At 61.8% G+C, this 21,728-nt stretch carries 14 protein-coding genes and 1 pseudogene; 12 read left to right on the plus strand and 3 right to left on the minus strand.

Going from position 1 to position 21,728, the window contains the following annotated elements; all coding sequences use genetic code 11:
• Positions 1-109: 109 nt before the first annotated feature.
• A complete protein-coding gene (locus tag ACM6I6_RS16010) occupies positions 110-1,258 on the minus strand; it encodes an acyl-CoA dehydrogenase family protein (RefSeq protein ID WP_406590751.1) in 1,149 nt (382 codons plus the stop codon).
• 466 nt (positions 1,259-1,724) lie between these two features.
• Between ACM6I6_RS16010 and ACM6I6_RS16015 the strand changes: the two genes are divergently transcribed.
• The 9 genes from ACM6I6_RS16015 to ACM6I6_RS16055 all read left to right on the plus strand — a co-directional run bounded on the left by ACM6I6_RS16015 (position 1,725) and on the right by ACM6I6_RS16055 (position 12,183).
• The gene (locus ACM6I6_RS16015) at positions 1,725-2,909 is read left to right on the plus strand and encodes a lipid-transfer protein (protein WP_274075243.1); all 1,185 of its coding nucleotides are present in this window, start codon (positions 1,725-1,727) and stop codon (positions 2,907-2,909) included.
• Between the two features lie 32 nt (positions 2,910-2,941).
• The gene (locus tag ACM6I6_RS16020) at positions 2,942-3,379 is read left to right on the plus strand and encodes a MaoC family dehydratase N-terminal domain-containing protein (protein WP_274075242.1); all 438 of its coding nucleotides are present in this window, start codon (positions 2,942-2,944) and stop codon (positions 3,377-3,379) included.
• 10 nt (positions 3,380-3,389) lie between these two features.
• Complete coding sequence (locus ACM6I6_RS16025) at positions 3,390-3,824, plus strand: MaoC family dehydratase (protein WP_274075241.1); 435 nt, start codon at positions 3,390-3,392, stop codon at positions 3,822-3,824.
• Between the two features lie 34 nt (positions 3,825-3,858).
• Positions 3,859-4,692 (plus strand): SDR family NAD(P)-dependent oxidoreductase, encoded by an 834-nt coding sequence (locus ACM6I6_RS16030; RefSeq protein ID WP_414920215.1) that lies wholly within the window; start codon positions 3,859-3,861, stop codon positions 4,690-4,692.
• Between the two features lie 97 nt (positions 4,693-4,789).
• The gene (locus ACM6I6_RS16035) at positions 4,790-5,932 is read left to right on the plus strand and encodes an acyl-CoA dehydrogenase family protein (RefSeq protein WP_406590754.1); all 1,143 of its coding nucleotides are present in this window, start codon (positions 4,790-4,792) and stop codon (positions 5,930-5,932) included.
• 90 nt (positions 5,933-6,022) lie between these two features.
• Positions 6,023-7,588 (plus strand): long-chain-fatty-acid--CoA ligase, encoded by a 1,566-nt coding sequence (locus tag ACM6I6_RS16040; protein ID WP_274075238.1) that lies wholly within the window; start codon positions 6,023-6,025, stop codon positions 7,586-7,588.
• A 110-nt stretch (positions 7,589-7,698) separates the two neighbouring features.
• The gene (locus tag ACM6I6_RS16045) at positions 7,699-9,519 is read left to right on the plus strand and encodes a DUF1302 domain-containing protein (RefSeq protein ID WP_274075237.1); all 1,821 of its coding nucleotides are present in this window, start codon (positions 7,699-7,701) and stop codon (positions 9,517-9,519) included.
• Positions 9,520-9,544: 25 nt separating this feature from the next.
• The gene (locus tag ACM6I6_RS16050; RefSeq protein ID WP_274075236.1) at positions 9,545-10,912 is read left to right on the plus strand and encodes a DUF1329 domain-containing protein; all 1,368 of its coding nucleotides are present in this window, start codon (positions 9,545-9,547) and stop codon (positions 10,910-10,912) included.
• A gap of 83 nt (positions 10,913-10,995) precedes the next feature.
• Entirely contained in the window at positions 10,996-12,183 is a 1,188-nt protein-coding gene (locus ACM6I6_RS16055; protein WP_414920216.1) for a lipid-transfer protein, read from the plus strand.
• Positions 12,184-12,645: 462 nt separating this feature from the next.
• On the opposite strand, the gene ACM6I6_RS16060 is transcribed toward ACM6I6_RS16055, so the two are convergent.
• Positions 12,646-14,358, minus strand: a complete 1,713-nt coding sequence (locus ACM6I6_RS16060) for a hypothetical protein (protein ID WP_414920217.1) — start codon at positions 14,356-14,358, stop codon at positions 12,646-12,648.
• Positions 14,359-14,520: 162 nt separating this feature from the next.
• Here ACM6I6_RS16060 and ACM6I6_RS16065 point away from each other — a divergent pair, with 162 nt between their 5' ends.
• Both ACM6I6_RS16065 and ACM6I6_RS16070 read left to right on the plus strand, forming a co-directional pair.
• A complete protein-coding gene (locus ACM6I6_RS16065) occupies positions 14,521-15,636 on the plus strand; it encodes a CaiB/BaiF CoA transferase family protein (protein WP_274075233.1) in 1,116 nt (371 codons plus the stop codon).
• Positions 15,637-15,678: 42 nt separating this feature from the next.
• A pseudogene (locus ACM6I6_RS16070) lies at positions 15,679-16,743 on the plus strand (LuxR C-terminal-related transcriptional regulator); the annotation flags it as partial.
• Between the two features lie 54 nt (positions 16,744-16,797).
• On the opposite strand, the gene ACM6I6_RS16075 reads toward ACM6I6_RS16070, so the two are convergent.
• Entirely contained in the window at positions 16,798-19,305 is a 2,508-nt protein-coding gene (locus ACM6I6_RS16075) for a LuxR C-terminal-related transcriptional regulator (RefSeq protein WP_414920218.1), read from the minus strand.
• A 512-nt stretch (positions 19,306-19,817) separates the two neighbouring features.
• Here ACM6I6_RS16075 and ACM6I6_RS16080 point away from each other — a divergent pair.
• Positions 19,818-21,725: a DUF1302 domain-containing protein gene (locus ACM6I6_RS16080; RefSeq protein WP_414920219.1), complete on the plus strand. Its 1,908-nt coding sequence runs from the start codon at positions 19,818-19,820 to the stop codon at positions 21,723-21,725.
• The last annotated feature ends 3 nt before the right edge of the window (positions 21,726-21,728 follow it).

The following is a 21,728-nucleotide window of genomic DNA, read 5'->3' on the forward strand; positions in this document are numbered from 1 at the left end:
TGTGGGAGCGGGCTTGCTCGCGAAGGCGTAGGCACAGTCAATATAGAAGTCGCCTGACACTCCGCTTTCGCGAGCAAGCCCGCTCCCACAAGGGGGGTGGTGGATGGGCTTATAGCGTGCGCGCAATCAGCTCTTTCATGACTTCATTGGAGCCGCCATAGATGCGCATCGGCCGGGTGTTCACGTACAACCGGGCGATCGGGTACTCCATCATGTAGCCGTAGCCGCCGTGCAATTGCAGGCATTCGTCGATGATCTGGCAGGCTTGCGTGGAGGTCCACCACTTGGCCATGGCGGCCGTGGTCGGGTCCAGTTCATGCTTGACCATCTTGTCCAGGCAATCGAAGACAAAGGTGCGGGCAATGGTCACGGTGGTCTGCATTTCCGCCAGTTTGAAGCGGGTGTTCTGCATGTCCAGCAATGGCTTGCCGAACAGCTTACGGTCATTGGTGTATCTGATGGTTTCCTCGACCGCGCGCTCCATGGAGCCCAAGGCGTTCATGGTGATGAACATGCGTTCTTCGGGCAGTTGCTGCATCAGCTGGATGAAACCCTTGCCTTCTTCCGGGCCGAGCAGGTTGGCCACCGGCACGCGCACATCATCGAAGAACAACTCCGAGGTGTCCTGGCCTTTCTGGCCGATCTTGTCGAGGATCCTTCCACGGCGGAAGCCCGGCAGATCCTTGACCTCAAGGCCAATGATCGACATGCCCTTGGCACCCAGGGAGGGGTCGGTCTTGCACACCAGCAGCACCAGGTCGGCGTGGAAGCCATTGGTGATGAAGGTTTTGGAGCCGTTGATGACGTAGTGATCACCCTCACGGATGGCCTTGGTCTTGACGTTCTGCAGGTCAGTGCCGGCGCCGGGTTCGGTCATGGCAATGGCGGCGACCATTTCGCCGGTGGCCATTTTCGGCAACCAGCGCTGTTTCTGCTCTTCGCTGGCGTAACGCAGGATGTAGTGCGCGCAGATGGCGCTATGGACGTTGGTGCCCAGGCTGGTGGCGATCCCACGGGCCAGTTCGTAGCCGATGATCGCGTTGTGCGCGTGGCTGCCACCGCCGCCGCCGTATTCTTCCGGGATCGCGGGGCACAGCATGCCCATCTCGCCGGCCTTCAGCCAGGTCTCACGGTCCACGTGCTGCTGTTTGGCCCAGCGCTCTTCGTGGGGCACCAGTTCCTCGGCGGTAAAACGACGAACCGATTCCTGGAAGATCGCCAGGTCTTCGGTCAGCCATGCGGGTCTGTATTCGCTCATGTGAATCCTCGGTAGGTCAGGGACAGGGACTCTTGTAATGCTGGGCGTGGTGCAAATTTTCAGCGAGCGCCGAAGGGATGATGCTGCGGAGTAGGCGGGGGATCGTTCGAAGGGATGGTCCGGGGGAGTAGTCAGGTACTCACCTGTGAGAGCGGCTGAACGCAAAACCTGCGGCTACCCGAGATCAATGTGGGAGCTGGCCTGCCAGCGATGGTGGCGGCACATTCGACATTCATTTCGCCTGACACACCGCCTTCGCTGGCAAGCCAGCTCCTACAGTTGAGTCTCCTGTCCTCATCGATTTACTCCCTCCAAACGTTCCTTGGAACGCCTCCCACTACCTCCGCAACTTCATCCCTTCGACGGTCGTAGCACCGCCATGGGCAAACCTAGGATGAATCCCCACAAGAACCTACCGGCCGGCAGGTACGACAACCGAACGTGTATGCCAAAAGGAAATTCATCCATGAGTGAAAAAGTCGTAGTCGCCGGGGTCGGCATGATCCCCTTCGCCAAGCCGGGTGCCAGCCCCAGCTACACCGACATGGGCGCCGAAGCCGTGCGCCTGGCCCTGAAGGACGCCGGCATAACGTACGACAAGGTGCAGATGGCCTTCACCGGTTACGTGTTTGGCGACTCCACCTGCGGCCAGACCGCCCTGTATGAAGTGGGCCGCACCGGCATCCCGATCGTCAACGTCAACAACAACTGCTCCACCGGTTCCACCGCGCTGTACCTGGCCCGCGCTGCCGTGCAGAGCGGTCAGGCGGAGTGCGTGCTGGCCCTGGGTTTCGAGCAGATGCAGGCTGGCGCGCTCAAGTCGCACTGGGATGACCGTCCACAGACCCGGGCCAGTGTGGTCCACGTGCTGGAAGGCCTGACCCGCGACGTCGACCTGCCGCGTGCACTGAAGACTTTCGGCGGTGCCGGTCGCGAACACATGCAGAAGTACGGCACCCGCATGGAAACCTTCGCCGCCATCCGCGCCAAGGCCAGCCGTCATGCCGCGAACAACCCGTTGGCGCTGTTCAAGAAAGTGCTGACCACCGAAGACGTGATGAATGACCAGCTGCTGTGGCCGGGCGTGATGACCCGCCTGATGGCTTGCCCGCCGACCTGTGGCGCGGCGGCGGCGATCATCTGCTCGCCGGCCTTCGCCAAGAAACACGGCCTGCGCAGTGACGTGGTGATCCTCGCGCAGTCGATGGTCACCGATCCGGTGGAGTCCTTCGATCCGCCGTCAATGATCGCCTATGCCGGCTTCCACATGACCCAACGCGCCGCGCAGCTGGTTTACGAGCAGGCCGGCGTCGGCCCACAGGACGTGCGCGCCGTGGAGCTGCATGACTGCTTCGCCCACAACGAACTGCTGACCTACGAAGGCCTGGGCCTGTGTGCCGTCGGTGGCGGCGAACAGTTCGTCCTCGATGGCGACAACACCTTCGGCGGCCAGGTGGTGACCAACCCGTCCGGCGGCCTGCTTTCCAAGGGCCACCCATTGGGCGCCACGGGCCTTGCCCAGTGCTATGAGCTGACCCATCAGCTGCGCGGCACCGCCGACAAACGCCAGGTCGAAGACCTCAACATCGCCTTGCAACACAACCTCGGCCTGGGCGGCGCCTGCGTGGTCACGATGTACGGGCGCAACTGAGTTTTTCCATAACAACAAGAGGAGTGAGACACATGGCTGACAAGAGCCTGATCGGGCACAAGCTCGATAAATTCAGCGTCGATGTGGAGAAGGGCCGCCTGCGCTTTTTCGCCAAGGCGATTGGTGAAACCGATCCGGTGTACACCAGCGAGGCGGCGGCCATCGCCGCGGGCCACAAGGCCTTGCCGGTACCGCCGACCTTTCTCAAGTGCCTGGAAGGTGAAGGTCGCGACCTGACCGCTTTCCTCAAGCTGTGCAACTTTGACCTGGGCCGCATCCTGCACGCCGAGCAGTCCTTCGTGTACCACGCCATGGCCTATGCCGGCGACGTGCTGACCTTCAACGCCAGCATCACCGATGTCTACGAGAAAAAGGGCGGGGCCCTGCAATTCGTGGTCATGGAATCGCGGGTAACCAACCAGGATGGCGTGCATATCGCCGATGTCCGCTCGTCCCTCGTACAGCGCTGAGGAAATGTCGATGACGCTCTCCAACACCACCCACGCGCAATTCTCCGATGTCCAGATTGGCGATGTGATCCCGCTTCTCAAACTGCAACCGGTTAACCGCACCACCCTGGCGCTGTACTGCGGCGCGTCGGGTGATCACAACCCGATCCATATCGACATCGATTTCGCCCGCAAATCGCGCATGCCCGACGTGTTCGCCCACGGCATGTTGTCGGCCGCCTACCTGGGTCGCCTGTTGACCCAATGGGTACCACAGCAGCAAGTGCGCAGCCTGTCGATCCGTTTCACCGGCATTACCCATCTGGGGCACATCCCGACCTGCACCGGCACCATTACCGAAAAATTCGAAGAAAACGGTGAGAAGCGCGTGCGCCTGCAGATCCGTTGCGCCAACCAGTACGGCGAAGAAAAACTCGTCGGCGAAGCCGTCGTGGCCCTGGCCTGAACCCCTTGAATCCCTCACTCAGGAACAATAAAAAATGAAAAAGCTTGAAGGCAAAGTCGCTCTGGTCACCGGTTCCGGCCGTGGCATTGGTCGTGAAGTCGCTCTGCAACTGGCCGCCTACGGCGCGAAAGTCGTGGTCAACGACCTGGACGCTGCACCGGCTGAAGAAGTGGTCGCCGAAATTCGCGCCGCTGGCGGCGAAGCCGTGGCGTGCGTAGGCAGCGTCACCGCGCCGGACTTCGCCGACCGTTTCGTGCAGACCGCCGTCAAGAGCTATGGCTCCATCGACATCATCGTCAACAACGCCGGTTTCACCTGGGACAACGTGATCCAGAAGATGAGCGACGAGCAGTGGTACGCGGTCATCGACTGCCACCTGACCGCGCCGTTCCGCATCCTGCGTGCCGCCCAGCCGATCATCAGCGCCATGGCCAAGAAAGAAGCCGCCGAAGGCCGAGAAGTGCTGCGCAAGGTGGTGAACATTTCCTCCGGCGCTGCTGGTGGCAACGTCGGCCAGTCCAACTATTCCTCGGGCAAATCCGGGATTCTGGGCCTGACCAAGACCCTGTCCAAGGAGTGGGGCCGCCTGAAAGTCAACGTCAACGCCGTCGCGTTCGGTTTGATCGACACGCGCCTGACCCAGGCCCTGGCTGGCGAGGACAGCAAGACCGTGAACATTGAAGGTCGCGAAATCAAGGTCGGCGTGCAGCAGGCGCGTCTCGACGGTGTGGCCGCCACCATCCCGTTGGGTCGTGTCGGCAAACCAGAAGAAGCCGCGGGTGCAGTAGTGATGTTCTGCCTGCCGGAATCCAACTTCTGCTCCGGCCAGGTCATCTTCTGCGGCGGCGGTCCAGGTTCGAATTTCTAAGGCTGTTGCGGCGTGTGCCCTGGTAAGCAGGGCCAACGATTCGTCGAGCTTGTTGCCCGCCCGCGGGTAACAAGCCCAAGAACTTGAGGTGTTTGCAATGCTGGAAAATTACCGCTCCCCGTGGATGACCGAGGACCTGGAGTCGTTCAACGACATGGTCATGCGCTTCGGCAAGGAATACATGGAGCCCAATGAACTGAAGTGGCGTGAGCAGCACTTCGCCGATCGTTCTGCGTGGCTCAAGGCCGGTGAATTGGGTCTTATTCTTCCGGATGTCTCGCAGGAGTACGGCGGTGCGGGGGGCGACATCGGCCACTACGTGTGCGTGTGCAACGCGATGAGCACCTTCGGTGGCGGCCTGGGCCTTGGCCTGAGCCACATCGTCGCTCATTACATCCTCGAATCCGGCACCGAAGCGCAGAAGAAGCACTGGCTGCCGAAGATCGGTTCCGGCGAGATCATCTGCGCCATCGCCATGACAGAACCCGGTGCCGGCTCGGACCTGCAATCAGTTCGCACCCGCGCCGTGAAGCGGGGCGACAAATACGTCATCAATGGCGCCAAGACCTTTATCAGCAATGGCCAGACCTGCGACATGGTGCTGGTGATCGCCAAGACCGACATCACCCAGGGCGCCAAGGGCGTTTCGCTGTTCATGGTCGACACCAACACCCCGGGTTTCCGTCGCGGCAAGCTGCTGAGCAAAGTCGGCATGCATGCCCAGGACACTTCGGAGATGTTCTTCGACGACGTTGAAGTGCCCGCCGATTGCCTGTTGGGCGAAGTGGAAGGACAAGGGTTCTACACCCTGATGAGCCAGCTGCCATACGAGCGCGCGCAGATCGGCGTTGGCGCTGTGGCGGTAATGGAGCGCGCCCTGCGCCTGACCGTGGAATACACCAAGGATCGCAAGGCCTTCGGCAAACCGGTGATCGACTTCCAGAACAGCCGCTTCGTGCTGGCGGACGCCAAGGCGACGGTCATGGCGGCCAGGACCTTCGTCGACCTGATCATCCAGCGTTGGATCGACGGCACCCTCGACACCACGCTGGCGTCGATGGGCAAGTTCTGGCTGACCGAACGCCAGGGTGAAGTGCTCGATCGCTGCCTGCAACTGTTCGGTGGCTACGGCTACATGAACGAGTACCCGATCGGGCGGATGTGGGCCGATGCACGGGTGGCACGCATCTACGGTGGCTCCAACGAGATTCAGCGCGAGGTCGTTGCGCGTTCGCTGTGACAACAGGGCTGACTCCGACTGTGGTCGGCCCGACAGCCACGTCGATAGTTCCAAATCGATTGAATAATAAAAAAGCAATTTGGAGTTTTCATGTACATCACTCAAGGGCTGCACCGTCATCTGCAGCAACGTCCCAATGCCGTGGCCATCCGCTCTCAGGGCGGCCACAGCATCACCTACGCCGAATTCGGTGATCGCGTCGCGCGCCTGGCCAGTGCATTGAAAGGCCTGGATGTCGGCAGTGGTGATCGCGTGGCCATGCTGTCCTTCAACTCGCAACGCTTCATCGAGTATTACCAGGCTGTGCCGTGGGCCGATGCCGTGGTCAATCCGGTGAACTTTCGCTGGAGCCTGGCGGAGATCGTCTATTCGCTGGACGACTCAGAAACCACCGTGCTGATCGTCGACGATCACCACAAGGCACTGGGCGCCAAGGTGCAGGAACAGGCGAAAACCGTACGTGTGGTGATCTACGCCGGTGACGGCGAAACACCACCGGGGATGCTCAACTACGAAACCCTGATCGAGATCAGCGAGCCGGTGGAAGATGCGCGCCGCAGCGGTGATGCCTTGCTTGGCATTTTCTACACCGGCGGCACCACCGGCCAGCCTAAAGGCGTGATGCTCAGCCACAGCAACGTGGCGTTCTCGGCGATGAACTCCTTGATCGCCGGACGTTGCAGCGCGGGTTCGACATTTCTCCACGCGATGCCGATGTTCCACCTGGCGGACTTCGCCGCGATGACGGCCTGTTTCATCAGTGGCGCGACCCATGCGGTTTTGCAGACCTTTACCGCGCAAGGCGTTCTGCATGCCATTGACCAGGAGAAAGCCAATGAGGTGCTGCTCGCGCCAACCATGATCCAGATGGTGCTTGACTGGCACCAGGCACAGGGTCGGGACCTGGATCTAAGCTCGCTCAATCGCATCATCTACGGCGCCTCCACCATAACCCCGGCCTTGCTGGACCGGGCACGCGCGGTGTTCACCGATGCCGATTTCTCCCAAGGCTACGGCATGACCGAACTGGCCCCGGCAGCGGCGATCCTCGACAGCGAGTATCACAGCGCGGAGCACCAGGCGAGCGGCAAGATGTACTCGGCCGGCCTGCCGGTACAGTGCGTGGAAATACGAGTGGTAGACGCCAACGACAACGAAGTGCCGCGCGGCACCGTGGGCGAAATCATCGTGCGCGGCCCGAACGTGATGCTCGGTTACTGGAAAAAACCCGAGGCCACTGCCGAGGCGCTGCGCGGCGGCTGGATGCACACCGGTGACGGCGGCTACATGGACGAGGACGGCTTCATCTACATCTGCGACCGTCTCAAGGACATGGTGGTCAGTGGCGGCGAAAACGTCTACTGCGGGGAAGTTGAGGCGGCCATCGGCAGCCATCCCGCCGTGGCACAAAGTGCCGTGATCGGCATCCCCTGCCAGAGATGGGGCGAGTCCGTGCATGCGGTGATCATTCTCAAGCCTGGCATCAAGGCCAGCAGCGAAGAAATCATTGCCCACTGCCGCGAGCGGATTGCTGGCTACAAGGTGCCGCGCAGTGTCGAGTTCCGCGAAGCACTGCCGCTGACCAGCGTCGGCAAAGTGCTGAAGACCGAACTGCGCAAACCCTTCTGGGAAAACCAGCAGCGCGGGATCGCCTGAACCAGTGTCGCGCGGTCGTTGCGGCCGCGCATCTTATTTCCAACGCCAGGAACTCAAGCGCATCCACCGGTGCGCACGGGTCTCCTTGTGTCAATTCAATCGGAGGACGCATGAGCATTACGAGATTGCGTAGAGCTTGCTACCCAAACCTGCTGGCAGTCGCCGTCGCTGCGGCAGTCACCCCACAGGCTTTTGCCAAGGATTTCAGCATTGGTGAAATCGAAGGCAGTTTCGATTCCGCGCTATCGGTTGGCGCCAGTTGGGCGGTACGCGGACCGGACCCGGATTTCATTTCCAACTTCAATTCCCAGGGCGTGCGGGGCAATGCATCGGCGCGCACCAACGATGACAACCGCCTGAACTTCAAGAAGGGCGAGACCTTCTCGAAGATCTTCAAGGGCGTGCATGACCTGGAGCTGAAATACGGCGACAGCGGCGCGTTTGTGCGCGGCAAATACTGGTATGACTTCGAGCTGATGGATGAAAGCCGTCCGTTCTACGACATCGACGATCACGGCCGCCAGCGTGCCGCGAAGTCATCCGGCGCGATGTTCCTCGACAGCTTCGTCTACCACAACTACACGATCGACGAATTGCAGGGCAACGTGCGCCTTGGCAAGCAGGTGGTGAGCTGGGGCGAAAGCACCTTCATCGGCAACTCGATCAACAGCATCAACCCGATTGACGTCGCCGCGCTGCGCCGTCCCGGTGCCGAGGTCAAGGAAGGCCTGATCCCAGTGAACATGCTGTACGTGTCCCAGGGACTGACGGAAAACCTCACCGCCGAGGCGTTCTACCAGATCGAGTGGGCGCCGTCGGTGATCGACAACTGCGGCACTTTCTTCGGCAACGACGTCACGCCCGAAGGCTGCAACGACCGTGCCGTGCTGGCAGGTCTCGATCTGCCACCGGGCGTGGCCAACAACACCGGGGCCCCAGGCCTTGCGGACGACGCCTACATCCCGCGCACCAAGACCAAGGACGCCCGGGACAGCGGCCAGTTCGGCCTGGCCCTGCGCTGGTACGCGCCAGAACTCAACGACACCGAGTTCGGCGCCTACGCCATGAACTATCACAGCCGCAACCCGAGCCTGAACTTCACCCGCGCGACCAACACCGCCAACGCGGTGACGGCGATTCGCAGCGCCAGCTACAACGTGGTCTACCCCGAAGATGTGCGCCTGTATGGCCTGAGCTTCGCCACCAACGCGATGGGTACTTCGCTGGGCGGCGAGGTGAGCTTCCGGCCGAACATGCCGTTGAACCTCAACGGCGCCGACATCAACCTGGCGGCCGTGGGCAACGCCGCTTCGCCGCTGTTCGTCAGTGGCCAGTCCGCCAATGTCGCGGGAGCCAGCGTCGAGGGCTACAAGCGCATGCCGGTGCTGCAGGCGCAGATGAGCGCCACCCGATTCTTCGACCAGGTACTCGGTTCCGAGCGCCTGACCCTGGTGGGCGAGGTGGGCTACAACCACATCAACGGCCTGGGCGCAAGCGACGGTAGCGAGGAACGTTTCGGTCGCAACACTGCATTCGGCGCAGGCCAACTGGTCAATCAGGCAGTCTGCGCCGGCCAGGCCACACCGGTGCCCGGCCAGCCTGGCGTGACCCGACCGAGCAACCCGCAGCAGGAATGCAACAGCCACGGTTTCTATACCAGCGACTCCTGGGGCTATCGCCTGCGCGGCAAGCTCGAATACCCCAACGTGATTGCCGGCATCAACCTGTCGCCCAACCTCGCCTGGTCCCATGACGTCAATGGCGTGGGTCCCAACTTCGAGGAAGGCGACAAGGCCATCAGCCTGGGCGTGGATGCCGACTACATGAACACCTACACCGCGAGTCTCAGTTACACCGATTACTTCGGCGGCAAGTGGAATACCAACACTGATCGCGACTACGTCGCCCTCAGCTTCGGCGTGAACTTCTGACACCGGTCAGACGGAGATAATAAAAATGCAATCGAGCACTCTGATTAAAGCCTGCACCTTGACCCTGAGCCTGATCGCTTCCAGCGTGATGGCCGCGGTTTCTCCCCAGGAAGCGGCGCAACTGGGCACCACGCTAACACCCCTGGGTGGGGAAAAGGCCGGTAATGCCAGTGGTACCATTCCCGCCTGGACCGGTGGCCTCAAGCCGGGTGCCGCGCCAATGACCAACGACTTTCTTGGCAACCCCTTCGAAGGGGAAAAGCCGCAGTTCGTGATCACCGCCGCCAATGCCGCGCAGTACAAGGCCAACCTGACCGCCGGGCAACTGGCGTTGTTCCAGCGCTACCCCGACACCTACAAGATCCCGGTGTACAAGACCCAGCGCACGGCATCGGCGCCCCAGGAGGTCTACGACGCGGTGAAGAAAAGCGCGGTGACCACCGAGTCGGCCAATGATGGCTACTCGTTGAAAAACTTCGAGCAGTCGCACTACTACGCATTCCCGATTCCCAAGACTGGCCTGGAAGTGGTGTGGAACCATCTGACCCGCTCTCGTGGCACCAACTTCATCAGTCGTCAAATCCAGGCTACGCCACAGGTCAACGGAGACTACACCCCGGTGGAGATCGAGTTCGCCACGGGGCTGCCATGGAAAATGAGCGACGCCAAGCCTGAGGACAGCGCCAACATCCTGTTCTATACCAAGCAAACCGTGACCGCGCCGGCGCGTCTGGCCGGTGGCGTGCTGCTGATCCATGAAACCCTCGATCAGATCAAGGAACCACGCATGGCCTGGGCCTACAACGCCGGCCAGCGCCGTGTACGGCGTGCGCCACAAGTGGCCTATGACGGCCCGGGCACTGCGGCGGACGGCATGCGCGTGGCCGATAACGCCGACATGTACAACGGTGCGCCGGATCGCTATGACTGGAAGCTGATCGGCAAGAAAGAGGTGTACGTCCCCTACAACAACTATCTGCTGCAATCGCCGAAGTTGAAGTATGCCGACATCATCAAGCCGGGCCATATCAACCAGGACTTGACCCGCTACGAACTGCACCGCGTTTGGGAAGTGGAGGGAACCCTCAAGCCAGGCCAGCGCCACATCTACGCCAAGCGTCACATGTACTTCGATGAAGACACCTGGGCTGCCGTGGAAATCGACCAGTACGACGGTCGTGGTGCGCTGTGGCGTGTGAGCGAAGGCTACCTCGTCAACGATTACAAGCAGGGCGTCGCCGTGTATGCCGCGATGGGCGTGTACGACCTGTTGGCAGGCCGCTACCTGGTGTCCAACCTGGGCAACGAGAACAAGCGCGGCACCGATTACGCCTATCAACCGACCATGGGCGATTTCACCCCGGCCGCGCTGCGTAACGCCGGCATTCGCTAAGCCAATCGAACCATTGCCGTTCGCCCTCGATGAGCGCGAACGGCTTCCCCCTGCGTCCTGTTCACTGAATCTGGAGAGAAGCAATGTCGCAAAAACCTTACGTTGTCGGCGTGGGCATGATTCCGTTTGTCAAACCGGGTACCAGCGGTACCTACATTGAAATGGGGTCCCAGGCGATTCGCCTGGCGCTGCAAGACGCCGGCGTAGACTACCGCCTGGTACAGCAGGCCTATGCCGGCTACGTGTATGGCGATTCCACCAGCGGCCAGGCCGCGCTCTATGAAGTGGGCATGAGCGGTATCCCGGTAATCAACGTCAACAACAACTGCGCCACCGGTTCCAGTGCCCTGTTCCTGGCACGCCAGGCCGTGGAAAGCGGGGCAGTCGAATGTGCCTTGGCATTTGGTTTCGAGCAGATGCAACCCGGCGCCCTGAAAGGCAACTGGGACGATCGCCCACGTGCGACCACGCACATGACCCAGTCGGTGATTGACGAGCTGACCTCTGATATCGAAATCCCGAGTGCCCTGCGGATGTTCGGCGGAGCCGGTCGCGAGCACATGCAAAAGTACGGCACGCAGATGAGCACCTTCGCCGCGATCCGCGCGAAGGCCAGCCGCCACGCCGCCAACAACCCGCTGGCGCTGTTCCGCAAAGTCGTGACCACTGAAGACGTCATGCACGACATGGTGATGTGGCCGGGAGTGATGACCCGCCTGATGGCTTGCCCACCAACGTGCGGCGCGGCGGCGGCGATCATCTGCTCCGAAGCTTTCGCTAAAAAACATGGCCTGCGCACGGACGTGGTGATCCTCGCGCAATCGCTGACCACCGACAAACCGGTCTGCTTCGAAAGCCGTTCGATGATCGAAGTGGTCGGTTTCGACATGGCGCAGCGGGCGGCCAGGGAAGTCTACGAGAAGGCCGGCGTCGACCCGCAGGACATTCGCGTCGCCGAGATGCACGACTGCTTTGCCCATAACGAGCTGCTGACCTATGAATCCCTGGGCCTGTGCGATGTCGGCTGCGCCGAGCAGTTCATCATCGACGGCAACAACACCTACGGCGGCCAGGTGGTGACCAACCCGTCCGGCGGCCTGCTGTCCAAGGGGCACCCACTGGGGGCGACCGGCCTGGCGCAATGCTTCGAGCTGACCCAACAGCTGCGCGGCAATGCCGACAAGCGTCAGGTCGAAGGCGTCAACCTGGCCCTGGCGCACAACCTGGGGCTGGGTGGTGCTTGCGTGGTGACCCTCTACGGTCGCGCCTGATACATCCGGCGGCGCATGCCGCCCAACCATGCTCCTTATTTCGCCGGGCCTAGCGCCCGGTTTTTTTATGCCGTTTGCACCTGAAAGCGGTACACCTGAAAGGAATATGTCGACTGACACGCCCTCATCGCGAGCAGGCTCGCTCCCACAGTAGATCTGCGGCGAACACAGATCTTGTGCATGACACCGATCAAAATGTGGGAGTGAGCCTGCTCGCGATGACGGCCGACCCGTTGATAGAGATATCGCCTGACCCACCGCTTTCGCGAGCAAGCCCGCTCCCACAGGGGATCTGCAGCGAACACAGATCTTGTGCATGACACCGATCAAAATGTGGGAGCCTGCTCGCGATGGTCGTCAACGATGACGCGGGCCGTATGGAGGAACGCGGGGATATGTTGATTGCATAAAAAACGCCGGCCCCTCAAAGAAGGGCCGGCGTCGCTGGCTGAAGGATCGCGTTTACTCGCTCTTGGCGACCTGTTCGACTTTCTGCATGCGGTTGGTGTCCATCAGCACCATGCCGAAGGCCATGCCATACATCAGGCGGCCCTGCTTATCGACCTTCATCGGCGCGTACATGCCGTTGAACACGGGGTCGCTGCCGGTGGCGATTTCCAGTACGGTCTTGCCGGTATCCAGGTCCATGCCGATGTGGAAGCCTTCACCCAGTCGACCGGCGTAGAAACCGTTGATCAACGCCATGCGGCTGCCGCCGCTGATCATCGGCACGATCGAGATCGAACCCACATCGTCACGGGCCCACAAGGTGCTCCACTGGTCCTTGGCATTATCCCACTTGAACATCGCCACGCCGCTCGGGGCAGGGCGGGTCATGCCGTTGAGCATGGTCACGTAGTAGCCGGACCTGGCCAGCACCGGTTTTTCCACGGCAGGGATGTTGTTCACCACGAACGCGTGGCCGTCATACACCGCCACCGATTGTTCCGATTGCACGGTAGGCACGTTCGGGCCCATGTCGACGACACGCTGGTCGGCCACCCGCGGCGACGAAGTGCCGGGCTTCTGCTTCCAGCCGGCCGGGATCTTGTCGCGCCACATGGCGACGATGTTCATCTTTTTCGCGCCGTCGGTGAACACCACCAGTTTGTCTTCCTCCGGACCGTAGCCCATCAGGGTCGGCGTGGAGCCGGTGCCGTCGGCAATCTTGATCGACGTGAAGCGTGGCCCGCGCTCGTAAGGGGCCTTCCAGGCACCACTGGCTTCGTCGGCGTGGATCTTGCCCTGCTTGTCGACCACCAGGCGGTACATGTTCTGGTTGGACGCGACATACACCGCGCCGCCATCGACTTCCGGGCCGGTGGCGAAGGAGTTGAGGAACAATTCGTCGCTGCCTTCCACGCGGTAGCTGTCGATCAGTTTCAGTGTGGTGCGGTCGAGGGTGGCGACGGTCCCGCCCATGGTGTTGACCACCAGGAAGCCGTTGGGGGTCATGCCCATGCCAAAGGTGGTGTCCATCGGCACGCCAACACCGTTTTTGGTCTTTTCATTGTTGAACAGTTCATCCGGAAGCTGCACTTCCCGGGTGAGCTTCATGCCGGAGGTCGGGTCCTTGTGATCGTTCTGGTCAATGCGGAACACCCGGCGGGCGCTGGCACCAATGAAGGCATCGTCGCGGGTCAGCAGTGAATAGATCGCGCCGCCCAACAGTTGGTCGGTGGTGCCGGTCAGCATGCGGTTCGGTTGCGCATTCATGTAATCGAGCAAACCTTTCTCGTCCCTGGCCTCGAGAAATTTGCGGGTTTGCGCGGCTTGCTCCAGACGCTGCTCAGGGGTGATCGGCTGGTAATTGGGCAGTTTGACCGGCAGATCGACCCGGGCCACTTCGGTGAACTTGAAGTCGTCCTCGATCTTCACCTTGCGCAGGGAAAAACCGGCCCAGAACCAGTACAGGTCGGTATCGCCGACCTTGTCGCTGTACTGCACCAGGCTGCCCGATTCATTGGGCATTACGCGGTAGGCGTCCGGGGTCATTTTGTACGCACCCCGCGGCACGGCGATGTCGGTGCTGTCCGAGGCCCCATCGTTCCAATGGGTCTGGTTGTTGTAGGACTGCGCCAGATAAGGGTTGGCCGGTGCGACCTGGGCCAGGGCCAGCGTCGGAACCGTCAGCAGTCCCGCCAGCAGTGTCCAATGGGAACGTAGAGCAAACATGTGTTCTTCCTTTCTATTGTTGTTATGGCTTGAGGATTAAGTCTTAGAGTAACCAACCCGGGGTTCTGTCCCGAGCCCCCCGTAGCGGGGGGCCATGCTGCGTGGCGGGCTTTGCTAGCGTGTCCTCCATACAAGGCGCAGTCGCAGTCCGGAGGGAAAGAAATGCTTTCAGGTATCAAGATTGTAGAAATTTGCGGGATCGGCCCAGGGCCGTTTTGTGCCATGCACCTGGCGGACCTGGGCGCGGATGTGATCGCGGTCGAACGCGAAAATGCGCTGCCGCTCGGCATGACGGGCAAGCCACCGGCCAACCCGATTCACCGCGGCAAGCGTTCGGTGGTCGCTGACCTGAAAAGCCCGGAAGGCCGCGATCTGGTCCTGAAACTGATCGAAAGCGCCGACGTCCTGATCGAAGGCATGCGCCCGGGCGTCATGGAGCGCCTGGGTCTCGGTCCGCAGGACTGCCAGGCGCGAAATCCGCGTCTGGTCTACGGGCGCATGACCGGTTGGGGCCAGGACGGTCCGATGGCCCATGTCGCGGGTCATGACAACAATTACATTGCCCTGTCGGGTGCGCTCTATCACAGCGGCACCGCCAACGAAGCGCCGTCGTCTCCCATCACCCTGATCGGTGATATCGGCGGTGGTGCGCTGTACCTGACGATCGGCATCCTGGCCGGTGTGCTCAATGCGCGGCAGACCGGCAAGGGCACGGTGGTCGACGCGGCCATCGTCGACGGCTCGGCGCACATGATGCAGTTGATGCTGTCGCTGCAGGGCCGCGGGTTGCTCAAGGAACAGCGCGGCAAGAGCGTGCATGACGGCTCGCATTTCTATGCCACCTATCGCTGCGCGGACGACAAGTACGTGGCCTTGGGCTCGATGGAGTCGCAATTCCATGCACTGCTGCTGAACAAGCTGGGCCTGGAGGATGACCCGCGTTTCGCCAAACAGTGGGACATGAGCCGCTGGGAGGAACTGCGCGGGTTGCTGGCCGAAGTGTTTGCCAGCCAGCCGCAGGAACACTGGTGCGACCTGCTCGAAGGCACCGACGTGTGTTTCGCCCCGGTCCTGAGCCCCCGCGAGGCCTCGCAGCACCCCCATATGGTGGAGCGGGGCGTGTACTTCGAACGCGACGGCTTGTTGCAAACCAGTCCCGCGCCACGGTTCGATGGTCGGGTCCAGGTGCCAGGTTCGATCCCGGCCCGTGGCGAGCACACGGCAGGGATCATGAGCGCACTCGACGTCGGCGATCTTGCGGCCGTCTGGAAGCCGTAACCTCTGGACGTCGTCATCACCCTGCGGGCGGCCTCGCGCCTGATGGCCCTCGGGCGGTTCGACGAGGCAAGGTGCAGGCTGTCCGTGGCGATCGGGCAGGGTGTGGATGACCTGGCCTGCGCGGCGACGGCGCTGGAAAGCCTCATCGACCTGAGCCAGGGATGCCTGGCGACGGCGCGCCTGCGCCTGGAGTGTTTTGCCCCGGCTGGCACGCAAGCCGATAGTGTGCGTGCCCTGGTGCTCTATGAGAGTGGCGAGCTCGCGCAAGCGCAACGCGTGCTCACGCGAAACCTGTCAGGCAGGCCTGACGAATCGCCAGCGGATGCGTGGATCCTCAGCCATATGCTCATGGCGCGTATCGCCTGGTCCCGGGGTGAACATTCGATCAGCCACCGTCACCTCGCCGTACTGGAGCAGACCGGGCGGGAGAGGGCTTGCCATCGCATCCAGTGTTCCGTGTGGATCGAGCGTGCCCGTGTCGCGACACTGGACGGTCGCGCCGAAGCGGCGGCGCAAGCGCTGACTCAAGTGGACAGATATGGCGATTGGGCCAATACGGAGCGGTTTTTCGTCGCCAACGACGTCGACACCCCAACCATCGCCCACGTGCGCCTGCACATCGCCCAGGGCCGTTTCGATGAGGCCATTGCAGCGTTGCAACCAGACATTCAGTACGCACGGCAGCGCGGCCGTTTGCGTCGTACACTCAAGCTGCGCCTGCTGTTGGCCATGGCCCTTGATGGCAAGGGACGACACGATGCGGCGATGGCGCAGTTGACCGGTGTGTTGCCGTTCGCCTGCGAGGAGGGCTGGCGCAGCACCTTTGTCGAAGAGGGTCCCCGACTGGCTGCGTTGCTGCATCGTCGGACGCTGCCAAAGCAAGTGCAGGGATTCGTCGACGACCTGCTCAAGCGCTTTGCAGAACGCAATGGCACGCCGTCTAAAAGCGCGGCTCTGACGGAGCGTGAGTGTCAGGTGATTCGTCTGGTTGCCCGCGGCCACCCGATCAGCACGGTTGCCGAGCACTTGCAGCTGTCCGCGCACACGGTAAAGGTCCACCTGCGCAATCTTTACCGCAAGCTGCACGCCCATGGCCAGGCACAAGCTGTCGCTATCGCCAGGGCGCGGGGGTTGCTGGATTGCCCAACCGAAGCCTTTGACTCAGAGCAGCACACCGGTCGCCTTGGCCCGCATCACGGCCTGGGCGCGCCGGGTAACGCCGAGTTTTTCGTTAATGTGCTTGATGTGTGCCTTGACCGTATTGGTCGAGATGTACAGGCGCTCGCTGATCTCACGGTTTGAAAACCCTTCGGCAAGCAATTCCAGCACCGCCATCTCCCGGCCCGTGAGCCGTTCATCGCGTTTGCTGTTGACCGTGGGTTTACCTGGCGGGGCCAACCGGGCTTCGCTGACCACCAGGTTGAAGGCGCCGGCGTTCGTCTTCGACGGCCAGGTCGATTGGGCTGCACCAGCGTCCTGGGAGAAATGTTCCAACAGCCGCAACGCCTTGGCTTCAAGCCCATGGAAGTTCAGGCGTTGGCATTCGCGCAGTGCCGTATCCAGGCGCCTGCAGGCATCCCGGGTTTGCCCCACGGCCTGTTCGACAATGGCCAGTAGCAGCTGACTGTGCACCGGCAAAGACGGCACCTGCACGCGGGTCAGCCGTGCGGCAGAGCCGCGCAGATATTGCTCGGTCATCTGCGCCATGAGCAGGGCCTGCTTCCAGTTCCCTTGCAGGATCAATACACTCAGCGTCTGCAGATTGAGCACTGCGCGGTAGCTGCTTTCCTGGACATTGGCGCATTGCATATGGCGCTCGGCGTCTTGCAGGAAAGCGCAGGCCTGTTGGAAATCCCCCCGGCAGGCGGCCACTTGTGACAGGCCCATCAGGGCTTGCAGGGTGGACAGGTGATGACCGCCGGCCAATTGCATGGCCTGATGCAGGAGGCGCTCGCATTCATCGAGTTCTGCGCGCTGCAAATGCAGTTTGCCCTGCAACACCCGCAAGCGTCCAAGCAACATCACATGCCGGTTGCCGTCGGCCTCTAACAATGAAAGGTTGTGCTGCAACAGGCGGTCGGCCATATCGCTCTCACCGCACAGCATCATCAGGCAGATGCGCTGGATGTTGACCTGTACTTCCCGGACCAGGCAACCCTGGCGGCGGGCCTGCTCGACGGCGAGCATCAGCATCTGCTGGGCCTGGGCGGTTTCACCGCTGCTCATGGCCAGTCGCGCAAGGATGAACGTGCAGACGAACGACATGTGTCGTTCATCGTCACCCAAGTGATTGAGTGCCGCCTGGCAGTGCTCGGTGGCCAGCGTGCAGTTGCCCTGCAGGCCGTTGATGACGCCCCACAAGGCTTGCCAGCGTGCCAGTAGGCGTCGGTTCTGTTCGGCTGTGGGTTGTGGCAGGAAGCGGTTCAAGTGCGCCAGGCAAACCTGCGCTTCATCCAGACGGACATTCATCATCAGGGCGCAGGCAATAAGGACCACCAGTTGCGGCGTGCTGGTCAGCAAGCCGGCAGGCAAGCGCCCATGCCAGTCGAGCAGGCGTGACAGATTGCGCCCGGACAACAGCCAGCCCGGATTGAGGGTGGCCATGTAATTGGCAGCCACATCGGCGCGGCCGGCACTGAAGGCCAGGTCGATGGCATCTTCGATGAAGCCCGCCGCACTCAAGCCTCGGCAGGCGCGCAGGCGCAGTCGATTGAGTGGGTTGAGGTCGATTCTTCCCTGCAGGGCCTGCGCCACGGCCGGCAGGATGCAATACCATTGACCCTCGCTGTCCAGCGGCTGGAAGTACGTATGGGCGCGCAGCATTTCGCGCAGGGATGACGTGTCGTGGAGCTCCTCCCACAGCTCGGCGCACAGGGCTTCGCTAAACCGTGGCAAATAGGCCAGGCCGCTCAGCAGGTTGCATTGTTCTGCATTCAGGTGTGCCAGCAATTCACGTTCCAGATAGTCGTACAGCATCGCTCGTGCGCCAGTTGCCGAGTTGACCAGCAGACGTGTGCCCGCGCACCAACCCGCCGCCTGCTGCCAGATAGCCTCGCGGCCCGCATCGCCGGTTGTCGGGGCGAACCGGCGCACCAGATCGTCGGACTCCTGACGGGAAAAGGCTAGCGCCCGGCTATCGAGTTCCAGTAGTTCACCCTCGAGCATCAGGCGCGGCAGGTTCCAGGCCGGGCGTTGTCGGCAACTGACCCACAGTTCGATGGTGGCGGGGGAATGCAGCAACAGGTGGTCGATCCAGGCATCGAGTGCGATATCGGCCTTTGCCGGATAATCGTCAAGGATCAGGGTGCAAGGCTCTTTCAATCCCTCAAGCCAATCGAGCAATGCGACCGGCGTATTGACGGGCTGCGCCAGATGGCCGAACTGCTCGGCGATGCGTGTGCAAAACCGGGCCAGGGTCAGGGGTTGTCCTGCCAGATTGAGTTGCAGGATTCGCGGTGCCGGTACGCAACGGGTCATGCATTGTCTGATCAACGAGGTCTTGCCATAACCTGCCGGTGCGCATAGCAGGCGCAGTCGTTGCGGTTTTTCCAGCAACTGCGCTGCCAGATGTTGGCGCGGCAACCATTGTGTGGAAAGCGTGGGTACTTCGGCGTCCAGGCTGACCGGTTTGCAGGCTTCAAGAGAGAGGGGTGAAAGGGACTGCGACATGTCGTTCTCCCGGGCCTTTGGGCGATGCTCTGGCGTTCGGCCCACAGCATCCGCAGCCTGGCCATCGCCGGCAATACCCTTTTCGGTTGAAAAGAGCGCTCGGCCCTTGCCTGCCATGGCGGCCTGACAGTCGACCCAACTCTCGCGGCCGTGCCCGATCTACTGTAGGAGCCGGCTTGCTGGCGATGACGGCCTGACACCCGACTCATCTCTCACGCCTGTACCCTATCCACTGTGGGAGCGAGCCTGCTCGCGAATAACGTCCGGCCCCCGCGTTCATCCAGACAGTGCGCGATATCGTTGACGACCATCGCGAGCAGGCTCGCACACAAGGATCGGGGTGCAACCCAGGCCCCGCAGCGCTCCCCTGGACTGCGTTACTTCCCGTATCGACACCACCCCCCCTAATCACCCACACGGGTAACCCGAAATCACCCCATCAGGGAATGTCACCCTGATGGCACAGTCCCTACTGTTGGCGCTCCAACACAAACCGTAGTTCGGGGAGCCGCATGACAAAAACAACAAAGTGCGCAATCTTTCAACCGCACCTGCTGGCAGCAGCCGTTGCACTGGGGATTAGCGCGCAGGCTTGCGCTGTAAATTTCGATATGGGTGAGATTGAGGGCAGTTTCGATTCATCGCTGTCGGTGGGGGCCAGTTGGGCGGTACGTGGACCGGACCCGGATTTCATCTCCAACTTCAACTCGCAGGGAGTTCGTGGCAACGCCTCAGCCCGCACCAACGATGACGGTCGGTTGAACTTCAAGAAGGGTGAAACCTTTTCGAAGATCTTCAAGGGCGTGCATGACCTGGAGCTGAAATACGGCGACAGCGGCGCCTTCGTGCGCGGCAAGTACTGGTACGACTTCGAACTGATGGACGAGAGCCGTCCGTTCTACGACATCGACGATCACGGCCGCCAGCGTGCCGCGAAATCATCCGGCGCGATGTTCCTCGACAGTTTCGTCTACCACAACTACACGATCGACGAATTGCAGGGCAACGTGCGCCTTGGCAAGCAGGTGGTGAGCTGGGGCGAAAGCACCTTCATCGGCAACTCGATCAACAGCATCAACCCGATTGACGTCGCCGCGCTGCGCCGTCCCGGTGCCGAGGTCAAGGAAGGCCTGATTCCGGTGAACATGCTGTACGTCTCGCAGGGCCTTTCCGAGAACGTCACCGCCGAAGCCTTCTACCAGATCGAGTGGGCGCCGTCGGTAATCGACAACTGCGGCACCTTCTTCGGCAACGACGTGACGCCGGAAGGCTGTAACGATCGCGCCGTAATCGCCGGTCTGGATCTGCCACCCGGAGTTGGCAGCAACACCGGCTCAGGCCTGCAAGTGGCAGGCACCGGCGCTCAGGGCGGCGGCGTCGATGATGCCTATGTGACGCGTACCAAAACCAAGGATGCCCGCGACAGCGGCCAGTTCGGCGTGGCGTTGCGCTGGTTCGCGCCTGACCTGAATGACACCGAGTTCGGGGCCTATTTCCTCAACTACCACAGCCGTAACCCCAACCTCGACTTCACCCGCGCCACCGTGATCACCAATACCGGCGCCGGCCTGGCGACCGTGCCAGGGGCGATCAACTCGATCCGCACCGCGACCTACCACGTGGTCTACCCCGAGGACATTCGACTCTACGGCTTGAGCTTCGCGACCAATGCCCTCGGTACCTCGCTGGGGGGTGAGATCAGCTACCGGCCAAACATGCCACTGCAACTCAACGGTGCCGACCTCAACCTGGCGGCCACGGGCAACAAGAACTCACCGTCGTTTGTCGCGGGGCTTTCGCAGAACGTCGCGGGTGCACCACTGGACGGCTATGTGCGGATGCCGGTACTGCAAACCCAATTCAGCGCCACGCGTTTCTTCGATCAGGTGATGGGGGCCAGCCGCCTGACCCTGGTGGGCGAGGTGGGTTACAACCGCATCAACGGCCTGGGCGACGCCGACGGCAGCGACGTGCGTTTCGGTCGCAGCACGATTTTCGGCGCAGGCGTACTGACAACAGGCGCGGGGGCCGGCCCCACCGGTGCGCAAACCTGCGCCGGCGCGCCAAGCCAGGTACCAGGTGCGGCAGCCGGGGTGACCCGGCCGAGCAACCCGCAACAGGAGTGCAACAGCCACGGTTTCTACACCACCGATTCCTGGGGCTATCGACTGCGCGGTCGACTTGATTATCCGAACGTGTTTGCCGGGGTGAACCTGGCGCCGAACATCGCCTGGTCCCATGACGTCGAGGGTAACGGCCCGAACTTCGAGGAAGGCCTCAAGGCCGTCAGCGTCGGGGTGGATGCCGACTACGCCAACCTCTACACCGCCAGCCTCAGCTACACGGATTTCTTTGGCGGCCATTTCAACTCCAACGGCGATCGCGACTACGTGGCCTTGAGCCTCGGCGTGAACTTCTGATAG

Origin of the sequence: Pseudomonas sp. IT-P218, assembly GCF_949767605.1 — a bacterium.
Classification (GTDB): Bacteria; Pseudomonadota; Gammaproteobacteria; order Pseudomonadales; family Pseudomonadaceae; genus Aquipseudomonas; species Aquipseudomonas putida_AE.